General features: G+C 64.4%; 12 protein-coding genes and 1 pseudogene. 4 read left to right on the top strand and 9 right to left on the bottom strand.

The window, feature by feature from the left end; genetic code table 11:
* Position 1: 1 nt before the first annotated feature.
* The 7 genes from E4680_RS05545 to E4680_RS05575 are packed head-to-tail and all read right to left on the bottom strand — an operon-like array spanning position 2 to position 7,314.
* Positions 2–862, bottom strand: a complete 861-nt coding sequence (locus tag E4680_RS05545) for a septal ring lytic transglycosylase RlpA family protein (RefSeq protein ID WP_135281397.1) — start codon at positions 860–862, stop codon at positions 2–4.
* Positions 840–1,850 (bottom strand): lytic murein transglycosylase B, encoded by a 1,011-nt coding sequence (mltB, locus tag E4680_RS05550; RefSeq protein WP_135281398.1) that lies wholly within the window; start codon positions 1,848–1,850, stop codon positions 840–842. Before mltB ends, E4680_RS05545 begins: the two co-directional genes overlap by 23 nt.
* Positions 1,847–2,944 carry a rod shape-determining protein RodA gene (gene rodA, locus E4680_RS05555; protein ID WP_205688776.1) on the bottom strand — a complete coding sequence of 366 codons (1,098 nt, stop codon included), beginning with the start codon at positions 2,942–2,944 and terminating at the stop codon, positions 1,847–1,849. Before rodA ends, mltB begins: the two co-directional genes overlap by 4 nt.
* A gap of 29 nt (positions 2,945–2,973) precedes the next feature.
* On the bottom strand, positions 2,974–4,851 hold the full coding sequence (gene mrdA / locus E4680_RS05560) for a penicillin-binding protein 2 (RefSeq protein ID WP_240696132.1): 1,878 nt from the start codon (positions 4,849–4,851) through the stop codon (positions 2,974–2,976).
* 5 nt (positions 4,852–4,856) lie between these two features.
* Positions 4,857–5,330, bottom strand: a complete 474-nt coding sequence (gene mreD / locus E4680_RS05565) for a rod shape-determining protein MreD (protein ID WP_135281400.1) — start codon at positions 5,328–5,330, stop codon at positions 4,857–4,859.
* A 1-nt stretch (position 5,331) separates the two neighbouring features.
* On the bottom strand, positions 5,332–6,225 hold the full coding sequence (mreC, locus tag E4680_RS05570) for a rod shape-determining protein MreC (RefSeq protein ID WP_135281401.1): 894 nt from the start codon (positions 6,223–6,225) through the stop codon (positions 5,332–5,334).
* A 39-nt stretch (positions 6,226–6,264) separates the two neighbouring features.
* Positions 6,265–7,314, bottom strand: a complete 1,050-nt coding sequence (locus E4680_RS05575; protein WP_135281402.1) for a rod shape-determining protein — start codon at positions 7,312–7,314, stop codon at positions 6,265–6,267.
* A gap of 180 nt (positions 7,315–7,494) precedes the next feature.
* On the opposite strand from E4680_RS05575, the gene gatC reads away from it, so the two are divergent.
* Genes gatC through hslO form a run of 4 tightly spaced genes read left to right on the top strand, consistent with a single transcriptional unit; the run spans position 7,495 to position 11,601 of the window.
* Entirely contained in the window at positions 7,495–7,782 is a 288-nt protein-coding gene (gene gatC / locus E4680_RS05580) for an Asp-tRNA(Asn)/Glu-tRNA(Gln) amidotransferase subunit GatC (protein WP_135281403.1), read from the top strand.
* Positions 7,783–7,808: 26 nt separating this feature from the next.
* Positions 7,809–9,263, top strand: a complete 1,455-nt coding sequence (gatA, locus tag E4680_RS05585; RefSeq protein WP_135281404.1) for an Asp-tRNA(Asn)/Glu-tRNA(Gln) amidotransferase subunit GatA — start codon at positions 7,809–7,811, stop codon at positions 9,261–9,263.
* Positions 9,264–9,293: 30 nt separating this feature from the next.
* Positions 9,294–10,730 carry an Asp-tRNA(Asn)/Glu-tRNA(Gln) amidotransferase subunit GatB gene (gene gatB / locus E4680_RS05590; RefSeq protein WP_135281405.1) on the top strand — a complete coding sequence of 479 codons (1,437 nt, stop codon included), beginning with the start codon at positions 9,294–9,296 and terminating at the stop codon, positions 10,728–10,730.
* A gap of 1 nt (position 10,731) precedes the next feature.
* On the top strand, positions 10,732–11,601 hold the full coding sequence (gene hslO / locus E4680_RS05595; protein ID WP_135281406.1) for an Hsp33 family molecular chaperone HslO: 870 nt from the start codon (positions 10,732–10,734) through the stop codon (positions 11,599–11,601).
* A 65-nt stretch (positions 11,602–11,666) separates the two neighbouring features.
* Here the strand turns inward: hslO and E4680_RS14460 are convergent.
* A pseudogene (locus E4680_RS14460) lies at positions 11,667–12,314 on the bottom strand (phosphatase PAP2 family protein); the annotation flags it as partial.
* Positions 12,311–13,948 carry an ArnT family glycosyltransferase gene (locus tag E4680_RS05605; RefSeq protein ID WP_135281408.1) on the bottom strand — a complete coding sequence of 546 codons (1,638 nt, stop codon included), beginning with the start codon at positions 13,946–13,948 and terminating at the stop codon, positions 12,311–12,313. The gene E4680_RS05605 and the pseudogene E4680_RS14460, both read right to left, overlap by 4 nt.
* Positions 13,949–13,965: the final 17 nt, after the last annotated feature.

Consider the following 13,965-nt stretch of genomic DNA (forward strand, 5'->3'; position numbering starts at 1 on the left):
CTCAATCAATGGTGGGTCGGGAATCGTGAATTCCGAGATCCTCGAGTTTTGCACTGGCCATATCGAGCGCACTCACATCATCGAACGGCCCAATCCAGACCTTATGGACGGTCTGAAAGCCGTTTGGTTCACTGCGGATATCGACCGGCCCGAGCTGGGCAAGGAGAAGCCGCCGGCGCATGCGTTCGGCATTTTCACGTTGAGAGAATGCGCCGGTCTGCAGGTAAAAGCGTGGCTTGCCGGCCACAGCCCGGGGGCCGGCATTCGCGATCACAGCACCCGCCTCAGCAGGTTCGATAGCAACGACCTCTACCGGCGCCGTGCCCTGTTGCACGATTCCAAGACGCGTGGCTGCGGCGAAAGACAGGTCGATTACACGGTTGCCGACGAAGGGTCCACGATCGTTCACCCGCACTACGGCGCTGCGTCCATTCTCGAGATTGGTCACCCGGACATAGGAGGGCAGGGGTAAGGTCTTGTGCGCCGCGGTCATAGCGTACATGTCGTAGCGTTCACCGCTGGACGCCGACTTGCCGTGAAAATCGGGTCCGTACCACGAAGCGATCCCGCGTTCGTAAAAGCCCTTTGCCGAATCCAGGACGACGTAGCGCCGCCCATTGACGACGTAATACGGCGGATTGCCCAGCCGGCTGCGCGGCTCGACGCGTGGGACGGCATCCGGATACTGGCTGCTCGCGCCGCTTGCTGATGGTGTCAGCGGTGCGTTGTGTACCGGCTGGTGCGGCAGCTGCCCACACGCGGTGAGCAGTAATCCGAGCAAAACGGCGCCACCCCGGCCGAACGCCGCACGGCCGGGACGTGCACCGGCAAGGTCGATCTCAGGGCCCGGCTTGATCGGCATGGCGGATTTCTTGACTCAACTGGAAAACGGCCATGGCATACAAGACGCTGTGATTGTAGCGCGTGATGACGTAGAAATTGGGCAAGGCCAACCAGTATTCCGGCCCATCCTGCTGATCGAGCATCAGCAGATTGGCCGGCTGAGCGGCAGGCACCTGCGCCGAACTGCGAACCCCGGCCTGACGCAGCACACCCACCGTATGCGGCGTTTCGCGCTTCTGGTTGCCCAAGGCCTGGCTTTCCGGGGTCGTCGCCTCGGCGGGGTACGCCACCGGCGCGCCCTTGGTCCAGCCATGCCGGGCGAAATAGTTGGCCACGCTGCCAATGGCGTCGGCCGGCTGCCATAGATTGCGCTGCCCGTCGGCATCGAAATCGACGGCATAGGCGCGATAGCTGCTGGGAATGAATTGTCCCATGCCCATAGCGCCGGCATAGGAGCCGAGCGTTTGACGAGGATCGATTTTTTCTTCCTGCGCCAGACGCATGAAGTGCTCGAGTTCACCGAGGAAGAACCGACTGCGCGGCGGATACGCAAAACCCAGCGTTGCCAGCGCATCGAGCACCCGATAGCGACCGAAGTTGCGACCGTACTGGGTTTCAACCCCGATAATCGCGACGATGATTTCGGCGGGCACGCCATAGCGGGCTTCGGCCTGGCTGAGCAGATCGCGGTGGGTGTTCCAGAACTGCACCCCGCCGTCGATCCGGGTGGGCGTCACGAACAGCTGGCGATACTGATGCCACGGTTTGGCCTCATAAGGACGCGTGATGGCATCGATGATGTCCTGCTTGTAGACCGCCTCGTTCAGCAGCGCGCGAACCGCGGGTTCCGACAGGCCATCCTGATCGACCAGGCGGCGCACCAGCGCCTCGCTCTCAGCCGCATCGATCCAGGTCGGCGGGGCATCCAAGGCCGCGGCCAGCGATGCCTGAGAAAACGACCAGACGGCAAACCAGGCTGCGGTGGAAAAGCGGAGCAATCGTTTCATGGAGCAAGCATCTTCTTGTGTGTCTGGATCGACATGAGCATACCGAAGCCCGCCAGCAGGGTCACCATCGAGGTTCCACCATAGCTGATCAGCGGAAGCGGCACACCCACCACCGGCAATACGCCGCTGACCATGCCGGTGTTGACGAGCACGTAGAACAGAAAGGTAAAACTCAGGCTGGCGGCGAGCAGCCGTTCGAAGCCGTTCTGTCCGTTTGCGGAAATCCGCAGTCCGCGCACGGTGACTGCAATATAAAGTGCCAATAGCAACAGCAATCCGATGAGCCCAAACTCCTCGCCGTAGACGGCAAAGATGAAATCGGTCGTGCCTTCCGGCAAGAATTGCAGATGCGCCTGGCTACCATTGAGCCAGCCCTTACCGAACAACCCCCCGGAACCGAGCGCGATCTTGGATTGGATGATGTGATAGCCCGATCCCAACGGATCGGCTTCAGGGTCGAGCAGGGTGAGCACGCGTCGGCGCTGGTAGTCGTGCATCAGATTCCAGACCAGCGGCATCGCGGCCGCCAGCGTTCCGGCCAGTGACAGGATCCAGCGCCATGACAGCCCCCCGAGGAACAGGACGGCCACACCCGAGGTGGCGACCAGTACGGCAGTCCCCAGATCCGGCTGTTCGGCAATCAACAATACCGGCCCGCCAATCAGGAGCAGGATGATCGGCACATCCCAGCCGGCAGGCGGGATTCCCCGGTCCTGCAGATAGCGGGCGGCCATCAGCGGCATCGCCAGCTTCATCATTTCCGAGGGTTGAAAGCGGATCACACCCAAGTCCAGCCAGCGCTGCGCCCCTTTGCCGATATCGCCCAGCAGCATCACCAGAATGAGCAGGATCAACCCGATCCCGTAGAGACCCGGCGCCAAGCGATAGAGCCATTGGCTCGGAATCTGAGCCACCGTGAGCATCACCCCGAAGGCCAGGCCCAATCGCATCAGCTGGCGAAACAACAGGTCCATGTTCTCACCGCCGGCACTGTAGAGAATGATCAGACCGATGGTCGACAACAGACTCAACAGGACCAACAGCGGCAGATCCACATGCAGACGGGTCGGCCAATCGCGAAACGGCGCGCGCATGCCGACGCCCAGCTCATAGACCTGGCGGTTCATGGTATCGCTTCCTCTTCTCGCACCAGATAGGCATCGAGTACCTGGCGGCCGATGGGTGCGGCGGTGCGGCCGCCGCTGCCGCCGTGCTCGGCGACAACCGCCACAGCGACCGCCGGATTCTCCAGGGGCGCAAAGCCGATGAACAATGCGTGGTCCCGAAGGTGCGCTGCAACGTTGGCCTCAACGTATTCTTCTTCATTGCCCAACCCAAACACCTGTGCCGTGCCGGTCTTCCCCGCGTAGGCATAAGGCGCGCTCCGGCCACTGCCGTAGGCGGTTCCGCCCGGCGTCTGCACCACATCATGCATGGCATCGACCACCGCTTCCCACTGCGCCGGGGTGCCGAATGGAACCGCCGAGCCCGGGACGGGCGTCATCGGCACGTACTGGCCACTGGCAACATCCTCGCGCGCCCGGACCATGCGCGGGTGAACGACGCGCCCGCGGCGCGCCAGGGTTGCGGTGGCCTGCGCCAGCTGCAGCGGCGTCGCGAGGTTGTAGCCCTGTCCGATAACGTTCACCAGGGTTTCCCCTATGTACCAGGGTTGCTTTCGGACCCGCTGTTTCCAGGCCTTGGAGGGCACCAGGCCGCCCCGCTCCCCGGGCAGATCGACGCCGGTCGCGTGACCGAAACCGAACGCCACCAGCACATCGTGAATTCGATCGATCCCCAGCTCGAGCGCCAGCTGGTAGAAATACACATCGCAGGATTCGGCGATGGCGCGACGCAGATCGGTCCGCCCATGACCACTGCGCTTCCAGTCGCGATAGCGCCGTTCCTGATTGGGCAGCTTGACGTAGCCGGCACAGTAGACCCCACCCGATCCGAGCGGCAGGCCGGCGGCCAGATCGGCCACCCCGAGCAGCGGCTTGACCGTGGAACCCGGCGGATACTGTCCCAGGACGGCACGGTTGAACAACGGTCGCCCCGGGTCCTTGCTGAGCGCGCGGTAGTCTGCCAGGGAAATTCCGCCAATGAACAGATTGGCATCGTAGGACGGCTGGCTGACCAACGCGAGGATTTCGCCGCTCTCCGGCGCGATGGCAACGATGGAACCACGCTGTCCGGCCAATGCTTCCTCGGCAGCGCGCTGGAGACGGATGTCGAGACTGAGATAGAGGTTCTGGCCAGTGACCGGCGGATGGGTTTCCAGCACACGAATCGTGCGGCCCTGCGCGTTGACCTCGACCTGTTCATATCCGGTCACGCCGCGCAATTCAGACTCATAGTAGCGCTCGACGCCGCTGCGCCCGGCCTCGTTCAACCCGGCATAGGTCCCTTCCGGAACGTTGCGCAAATCCCGCTCGTCCACCGCCCCCATGTAGCCGATCACATGGGCGGTGCTCGCGCCGAACGGATAGTGGCGGGTCAGATCGGCGCGAATATCCACACCGGGGAAATGAATTCGGTCGATTGCCAGCCGCGCGACTTCCTCGTCGGTCAGGCGGTGGCGCAACGGAACCGCATCAAATGGCCGGCTGCGCCGACGCTCGCGCTCGAAGCGCTCCCGATCCTGCGGCGTAATGTCGATGAGCCGGGACAACCGGTCCAGGGTCTGCGGCAGATCCGGGACATCCTCGGGGACAATCTCCAGTCGGAACGACGGCAGGTTTTCCGCCAGCAGGACGCCATGTCGGTCATAGATCAGCCCCCGCTGGGGCGGCAGGGGACGCAACCGGACGCGATTGCCTTGGGACAGGGTCGCAAAATGGGCATGATCGCGCACCTGCAGCTCGTACAGTCGCAGACACAGCCCCGCTACCAGAATCGCAGCGACCACGAGCGCAATAGCGATCCGACTGCGAATCAGCCGGCGCTGCAGCTCCGGGTGATACAACCGGACCCGCTGCTTCGATCGAAATCGCTGCCGCACCGTTTTCACGCCAGACTGAAACGCCGCCGAACATGGCGCAGCACCGCGAACACCCAGGGCCAAAGCAGGCAACTGGTGAGGATGCCCTGCCACGGGAAACTGGGTTCGCTCCGATTACCCATACCCGCCAGCCAAAATCCGGGAAACACCGCGATGGACAGCAATGGAAGCAGCAGCAGTGCCTGCTGCCACACCGGAAAGGCGCGCAACTGCAGATGAAAACGCGCCAGTGGATAGGCCATAAGCGTGAGACTGAGCGCCTGCACCCCAAGGGTACCGCCGCGACCCGCGTCAATGAGCAGGCCCAGACACCAGGCTGTCGTCAGGCTGACCCGCTCGGGCAAGGCGATGATCCAATAGGCCAGGACCAGCGCCACCCAGTGCGGCCGCCAGTCCGCTGCCCATGGCGGCAATGGCACGAAGGTCAGTGCCAGGGAAACGAAGAAGCACACCCCCAGAATACCCCAGCGTGCCGGCATGTCAGGGCTCCTCCGCGGGCAGGTGTTCCGCACGCGGCGGCGTGTCTAACGGGGGATGATCCCAAATCAACAAGACCTCCCGGCTGCGGTCGACCTGTGCGGTGACTTCCGCGCGGACCTGGGCGAAGCGCCCACCGCCCTGCCGCATCACCGTCTTCACGGTTGCGACTGGATAGCCGCGCGGGAACCGTCCGCCCAACCCTGAGGTGATTAACAGGTCGCCTTCGCGGATATCCGCGTTGCGGGGCAGATAGGGCAAGGTCAGCCAGCGGCTCTCGCCGGTCCCTTGTGCCACGGTCCGCAGGCCATTGCGGTTGACCTCGATCGGCAGGGAATGATTGGTATCGGTAATGAGCAGCGCGGTGGAGGTATTGAGTCCGACATGCGTGATCTGGCCCATCACCCCATGGGCATCGATGATCGGCTGGCCGACATGCACCTGATGCACCAGACCACGATTGAGCATGATGCTCTGGCGATAGGGGTCCAGGTCCATGGAGAGGATTTCGGCGATGGACAGTCGATCGTCCAGACGACTTGAGGACTGCAGCAATTCCCGCAAGCGGGCATTCTCCGCCTGGAGCACAGCCAGCTTCTGGATCTGTGCCTCCAGCAGAACCTGGCGGGTGCGCAGGGTATCATTCTCGGTCAGCAAGGCCCGGCGGCTGCGAGTCCCGTCGGCGAATTCCTTTCCTAACCGCACCGGCCAATCCACTGCCAGCTGGACCGGGTAAACCAAGGTGCCCAGCACCAAACGCAGCCGTTTCGACTCGGCCCCTCCCGAGTCATACAGAATCAAGGCAACCGACGCGACCACGAATACCACGAAACGCAGATTCAGCGCGCGAGTCTTGAGGAACAGCGGTTTGATGGCCTTGCCCCCATGGCACGGCATCGCGCAGGCGCCGTCCGCGCCCGCGCAACGTAAGTCCTTTCAGTCCAGAGCGAACAGATCGACTCCGTGCTCGTCGATGAGTTCCAAAACCCGGCCACCGCCGCGGGCCACACAGGTCAAGGGATCATCCGCGAGCACCACCGGGATGCCGGTTTCCTCGAGGAGCAGCCGGTCCAGATCGCGCAGCAGGCTACCGCCGCCGGTGAGCACAATGCCACGCTCGGCGACATCCGAGGCCAACTCGGGCGGGGTCTGCTCGAGCGCCGTCTTGACCGCACGCACGATGGCGCTGAGCGGCTCCTGCATGGATTCGAGGATCTCGTTGCTGTTGAGGGTGAAACTGCGCGGCACACCTTCAGACAGATGACGGCCCTTGACCTCGATCTCGCGCACTTCCTTGACAGGGAAAGCCGATCCGATCTCTCGCTTGATGCGTTCCGCCGTCGATTCACCGATCAGGGTGCCGTAGTTGCGCCGGACATAGTTGACGATGGCATCGTCGAACTTGTCCCCACCGACACGGACCGAAGCGGCGTAGACAATCCCGTTCAGCGACATCACCGCCACCTCGGAGGTACCGCCGCCGACGTCGAGGACCATCGATCCGCGTGCCTCGTGCACCGGGATCCCGGCGCCCATGGCGGCCGCCACCGGCTCCTCGATCAGATAGACTCGGCGCGCGCCGGCACCGGCAGCCGATTCCTTGATCGCACGCCGCTCTACCTGGGTCGCCCCGTACGGCACGCACACCAACACCCGCGGGCTCGGCCGGAAATAGGGCGAATCGTGGACTTTGCGGATGAAGTGCTGAAGCATCTTTTCGGTTGCGGTGAAATCGGCAATCACGCCTTCTTTCAGCGGCCGGATCGCGGTGATGTGCCCGGGTGTGCGACCGACCATGGCCTTGGCCGCAGCGCCGACCGCTTCGATGGTCTTGCCGCGGCCATTGCCGTCATCGCGGATCGCCACGACGGAAGGTTCATCGAGCACGATTCCCTTGCCGCGAGCGTAGATGAGGGTATTGGCCGTGCCTAGATCGATGGACAGGTCATTGGAGAAGAATCCCCGAAGCCCTTTAAGTTTCAACATGGAAGTTCAAGTCCGTATGAGCCGAATCGTCGCGGCGGGAAGATGTTAAAATGCCAAACTCTAGCAACGCCTTGTGACAGGAGCAAGGCCGGGGGTCAAGCGCCCCCGGTTGCGTGTACACTTCGGCCGCCCGTGACAAGCCATCCGTCATCGCGGCATCCTGCCTTGTGGAGAACGGTCATGTCGCTGAATATCGAAACGGTCCGTGGCATCGCGCATCTCGCCCGTCTGACGGTCGAGGAAGCGGAACTGGAAACCCATGCCCAGACCCTCTCCCGCTGCCTCGATCTGCTGGCCCAGATCAACGCGGCGGACACCACGGCAATCGCCGAAATGGCCCATCCGCTGGACTTGGCGCAACGGCTGCGGCCCGATGAGGTGACCGAGCCTGACATGCGCGAGACTTGTCTAGCCCAGGCGCCCGCCGCCGAGAGCGGCCTGTTTCTGGTTCCCAAGGTCATCGAATAACCCAAAACGCCCCGCCGGGAGTTTGCATGCACAGTCTGTCCGTCGCCGAAATGGCCGAGGCCCTGTCCCAGGGCCAATGCACCAGTGAAGAGCTGACGCAGGTATTTCTGGAGCGCATCGCGCAATTCGATGCCGAACTCAACAGCCTGATCACCGTCGATCCAGACAGCGCCCTTGAGCAAGCGCGCGCCGCCGATACCCGCCGACGCAGCGGCGAGGCCGGCCCGCTGACCGGCGTGCCGATGATCCATAAGGACATCTTCCTCACGGCGGGACAGCGCACCACCTGCGGTTCGCGCATGCTGGGCAACTTCGTACCACCCTTCGATGCCACCATCGTGGAGCGCTGCGCGGCAGCGGGTCTCGTCACGCTGGGCAAGGCCAATATGGACGAGTTCGCCATGGGCTCGTCTAACGAAACCAGCTATTTCGGCCCGGTGCGCAACCCTTGGGATCCCGCACGGGTCCCGGGTGGCTCTTCGGGCGGATCCGCGGCCGCCATTGCAGCACGCCTGGCACCGCTGGCCACCGGTTCGGACACCGGCGGCTCGATCCGCCAGCCGGCCGCGCTGTGCGGCATCACCGGCCTCAAGCCCACCTATGGCCGCGTGTCGCGCTACGGCATGATCGCCTTTGCCTCCAGCCTCGACCAGGCCGGCGTGTTCGGACGCGACGCGCAGGACTGCGCCCTGCTGCTTGAGGCGATGGCCGGTTTCGATCCCCGCGACTCCACCAGCGTGGACCATCCCGTACCCCACTATGCCGGGACGCTGACCAATCCGCTCACCGGCTTGCGCATCGGTATCCCGGCCGAGTTTTTCGGCGCCGGTCTCGAGCCGGCGGTGGCGAGTGCCGTCGAATCGGCGCTGAAGGTGTTCGAAAGCCTGGGCGCGACGCTGCATCCGGTGCAGCTCCCCAACCTCGGTCTGTCGGTACCGACCTACTACACCCTTGCGCCGGCCGAGGCGTCGTCCAACCTATCGCGTTTCGACGGCGTGCGTTACGGGCATCGCTGCGAGAACCCGGTGAATCTGGAGGATCTCTACAAGCGCAGCCGCGGCGAAGGTTTCGGCGCCGAGGTCAAGCGCCGCATCATGATTGGCACCTATGTCCTTTCAGCCGGTTACTACGATGCCTATTACCTCAAGGCGCAGCGCTGCCGGCGGCTGATCACCGAGGATTTCCGCCGCGTGTTCGAGGAAGTCGACGTCCTGGCGGGTCCCACGGCCCCCGAAGTCGCCTTCCGGCTGGGCGAGAAGACCGACGATCCAGTCAAGATGTATCTGTCCGACATCAACACCATCGCCGTGAACCTTGCCGGCCTGCCGGGTCTGTCACTACCGGCCGGCTTCGTCGATGACCTGCCGGTGGGTCTGCAGCTGATTGGGCCGCATTTCGAGGAAGGCCGGTTGCTCAACATGGCACACCAGTTCCAACGGGAAACTGACTGGCACCGCCGCCATCCGACCGCTTTCGCCTGATATCGGCCCGCACTTCTGAGGAATCGCGCAATGGAATGGGAAGTCGTGATCGGGCTGGAAATCCACGCCCAACTCGCCACCCGCAGCAAGATCTTTTCCGGTGCCGCGACGCGTTATGGCGCGGCGCCCAACACCCAGGCCAGCGTCATCGACCTGGGCTATCCCGGTACGCTTCCCGTGCTCAACGAAGCGGCCGTGCGCATGGCCGTGAAGTTCGGCCTGGCCGTGCAGGCCCACATCGCGCCGCGCTCGGTGTTCGCGCGCAAGAACTACTTCTACCCCGACCTGCCCAAGGGCTACCAGATCAGCCAGTTCGAGCTGCCAGTGGTGGGCCAAGGACACCTCGACATCGACCTGGAAGACGGCGAGCGCAAGCGCATCGGCATCACCCGCGCCCATCTGGAGGAAGACGCCGGCAAGAGCCTGCATGAGGACTTCCATGGTCTCTCGGGCATCGATCTCAACCGCGCCGGCACGCCGCTACTCGAAATCGTCTCCGAGCCGGACCTGCGCTCGGCGAAGGAAGCGGTGGCCTACATGAAGAAGCTGCACGCCCTGGTGCGCTATCTGGAGATCTGCGACGGTAACATGCAGGAAGGCTCGTTCCGCTGCGACGCCAACGTGTCGGTGCGCCGCAGCGGCGCGGAACGCCTCGGCACGCGCTGCGAGATCAAGAACCTGAATTCCTTCCGCTTCGTGGAGCGGGCCATCAACTACGAGGTGGAGCGCCAGATCGATCTGCTCGAAGGGGGCGGCACCGTGGTCCAGGAAACCCGCCTTTATGACTCGGTCAAGGACCAGACCCGCTCCATGCGCAGCAAGGAAGAAGCCAACGATTACCGCTACTTCCCCGACCCCGATCTGTTGCCGCTGGTGATCGAGCCGGCCTTCGTCGATGCGGTGCGCGCCACCCTGCCCGAACTGCCCGACGCCAAGCGCGCGCGCTTCGTCGCCGACTACAACCTGCCCGACTACGACGCCGGCGTGCTCACCAACTCGCGCGAGCTGGCGGATTACTACGAGGCCGTGGTCGCACAGACGTCCGGCGACGCCAAGCTCGCCGCCAACTGGGTCATGGGCGAGCTGGCCGCGCGGCTCAACGAGACGAACCTCGACATCACCGAGAGCCGGGTCAGCGCTGCGCAACTGGCCGGCATGCTGACCCGAATCAGCGACAACACCATCTCGGGCAAGATCGCCAAGCAAGTGTTCGAGGTGCTCTGGAACGACGGCGGCGATGCCGACGCCATCATCGACCGGCTCGGCCTGCGACAGATCACCGATACCGGCGCGCTGGAGGCGATCATTGACCAGATCATCGCAGACAATCCGGCCCAGCGCGACCAGTACCGCGCGGGTAAGGACAAGCTGTTCGGCTTCTTCGTCGGTCAGGCCATGAAGGCCACGGGCGGCAAAGCCAACCCCGGCCAGCTCAACGAACTCTTGCGCCACAAGTTGGACGGCTGAGGTGGCGGATGGTGATCGTCTCTATCGCTTCCTGTTCGAGGATTTCCCGATCCGCGGGCAATGGGTGCGGCTGGAAGCGACCTGGCAGGAAGCGCAATCGCGCCGCACCGATCCCGAACCCGTACGGCGTCTTCTGGGCGAGGCCATGGCGGCCAGCGCCCTGCTCACTGCGGGACTGAAGTTCGAGGGCCGGCTCAACCTGCAGATCGAAGGCGAGGGTCCGCTGCGCCTGGTGCTGGCCCAGTGCGACCACCTGCTGCATCTGCGCGCCACTGCCCGCTACGACCAAGGCGTGCCGACCGACCAGATCGGCTTCGGCGAGCATGGCCGGCTGCTGCTCGCCTTGGAAGGGCGTGATCCCGGTGAGCGCTACCAAGGTGTGGTGCCGCTCACCGGCGAGAACCTCGCCGGCGCCCTGGAACATTACTTCGCCCAGTCCGAGCAGCTGCCGGCCCGGGTGCTGCTGGCCGCGAGCGAACAGATCGTCACCGCACTGCTGATTCAGCGTATGCCCGGCGAAAGCGCCGATCCCGACGCCTGGAATCGTTGCAATCACCTGTTGGATACACTGGAAGCGGCCGAGTTGCAGCAATGGCCAGCCGAAACACTGCTGCGCCGCGTGTTCGCCGAAGAGACGGTCCGTCTGTTCGAACCGGCCCCCGTGAGCTTCCGCTGCCGCTGTTCCCGCGATGGCGTTGCGGCGATGTTGCGACAGCTGGGTTCAGAGGAACTTCAGGACATCCTGCGCGAACAGGGCAGCGTCTCGGTCACTTGCGAGTTCTGCGGCCGCGAGTACGGCTTCGATGCCGTCGATGTCGGCCAGCTGCTGGCGGATGACACCGTGCCCCCGGCGTCCCCGTCGACCCATTGACCTGTGGCCGCAGCGCCCCCGGTCGGCCCACCCGATCCGAGGATCGGATAGCGCTGAATGAACCAGCGCCACCACAAACGGGTGGTCCACCATCCAAGCAAACCACCGGCCAGCGCATCGCTCAAGTAGTGGGCCGTCACAACCACCCGGCTGAGGGCGAGCAGGACACCGGCCAGCAGGAACAGCCGGCGTACACGCGGCCACAGGCAGCTCAGCGCGATGGCGAGCGCAATCGCCGTATTGGCATGGCCGGAGGGAAACGAGCTGAAATCGTAGCCGGTCTCGAAAAAGTAGAACCCATATTCGCCGTGCAGCATCAAGGCATTGAACCGGGCGCGCCCAAACAGATATTTGAGCAGATTGACCAGCAACCCCGAGCTGGCCACGCTCACGAACACGAAGCCACTCGCCAAGCTCAGCCAGCGTGCACGCTCACACATCTCCTGCGTCAAGAGGCGCTGCCGAGCAACCCGTCCCAAAGCCCATCCCGAGACCGATGCGCACAGCGCCCACCGCGAATCGCCGGCATGGGTGATCAGGGCCGCGAAGTCATCAAAAAAAAACCGGTGGCGGCGAAACGCCCAAGCCAAAGGCTGATCAATCCAGAGCACGCACAGGGCGATGACGACCACCAGCAGGGTCAGGGCCAGCCCATGGCCCCGAAGACGCCGCGCCACGGATGACGCGTGCCCGCAACCGAGTCGCCTCGTCATTTCACCTCCGTGGTCACCCGGTAGAGAGTCAGCCGCAGCCAATCGCCGCCATTGACCTGGCGTCCCTGGATATGCGCCACAGGCTCGGCGCTGGCACCGAGCGCGGTCAGTGTCGCGAGAAAATCCGCTTTCCGCCGGGCATCGACCAGCACCGGCCGCCCCGGTGCCTGCAGCGCCAGTCGCGCCGCCTCATCACCCTCGCTCAGCCGTGTGGTCTGTCGTCCAAGCCAGAACACCAGACTGGGTTCGGTATACCCGGCGGTGATCAATGGCGCCGTCAGACCTTGGCGTTCCAGATGCCGCGCCACCTCCCGACTCGGCCACAGCCCATCCAGATGCGGCAGGGAAATACCCAGAATCCACACCGCCGGCAGCGCTGCGCTCAGCGCCAGGCCAAGCCAGGTGTGCGCACGTGCCATCAACCACACCGCAACGCCGAGCATCCCGGCCGTCATGAGCAAGGGGACAACAGCCGATTCGCCGGCCCAATGCGGCAACCAGCCCGCGAGAACCAGCCAGAGCGCGGCGCCCAAACCCCACAGTGCACCGCCCACCCAGCGACTCCAACGGGGCACCTTGGACGCCACCGAAGCTGAACGCATCAACCCTGCCATCAGACACAGCGCGGGAACCGTCGGCAGAATGTAGTGCGGTAGCTTGGTCGGAATCAGCTCGTACACCACCCAGAAAGGCAGCGCCCACGCCAGCAGAAAGCGCGCTGCCGGCTGAGCGCGGGAGCGCCAGCAGGCGATCAGCGCCGGGACCAGCAGCAGGACTGCGGGCCACAGGGTCAATGGCGTCACCAGCAGATGGGCGCCCGGGGGTGCACCGTGGGACTCCTGCCCGCGCGCCGCCTTGGCCAACAAGTCGCGCGCCACGGCGTCGTGCCAGAAGGCGCCGTCACTCGCTCGGTGAATGGCGACCACCCAGGGCACGACCAGCAGCCCAAACCAGACGGCGCCCCACATCGGCCGCAGCGCCCGCCACAATCGAACATCCCGGTCGGCGGCAGCCAGGGTCAGCACCGTCAAGCCGGAAACCATGAGTGCGATCGGCCCCTTGATGAGCACGGCAGCCGCCTGTGCGATCCAGAACGCCTGCACCGCGCGCGCGGGCGCTTCGAGTTCCTCCCGATGCGCCCGGTAGATGGTCCACAGGGCCGCCTGCGCCGCCACCACCAACGCCAGCAACACCGCGTCAGTCTTGGCCAGCCGGGCTTCGACCAGCAGCAGCGCGGTAAAGGTGAGCAAGGCCCCGGCGCGCCATCCTGCGCCGTTCCCACCCAGTCGCTGACCGAGCCGAGCGGTCAAGGCAACCGCCGCCAGCGCGCCGAGCAACGATGGCATGCGGTAGGGCCAGATCGGATTAGCCCAACCCGAACCCGCGAGATAAGCAGACGCAGCCTGCAGCCAGTAGATCCCTGCCGGCTTGTTGAGGCGCGCTTCGTCCTGGAAGCGGATGTTGAGGTAATCGCCGTCTTCCAGCATCTGGCGGCTGGCCTGGGCGAAGCGCGGCTCGTCCCGATCGGTTGGCGGGAGCGTGAAGACACCGGGAACGAACAGCACCAACGCGCCGAGAAACAACAGCAGCCAGGCGACGGCGGAACGCTGAAAAAAACCCGAGGCGGCAATCATGGCGGTTTTCACGCAAT

The sequence above is a fragment of the Candidatus Macondimonas diazotrophica genome, from assembly GCF_004684205.1.
Classification (GTDB): Bacteria; Pseudomonadota; Gammaproteobacteria; order UBA5335; family UBA5335; genus Macondimonas; species Macondimonas diazotrophica.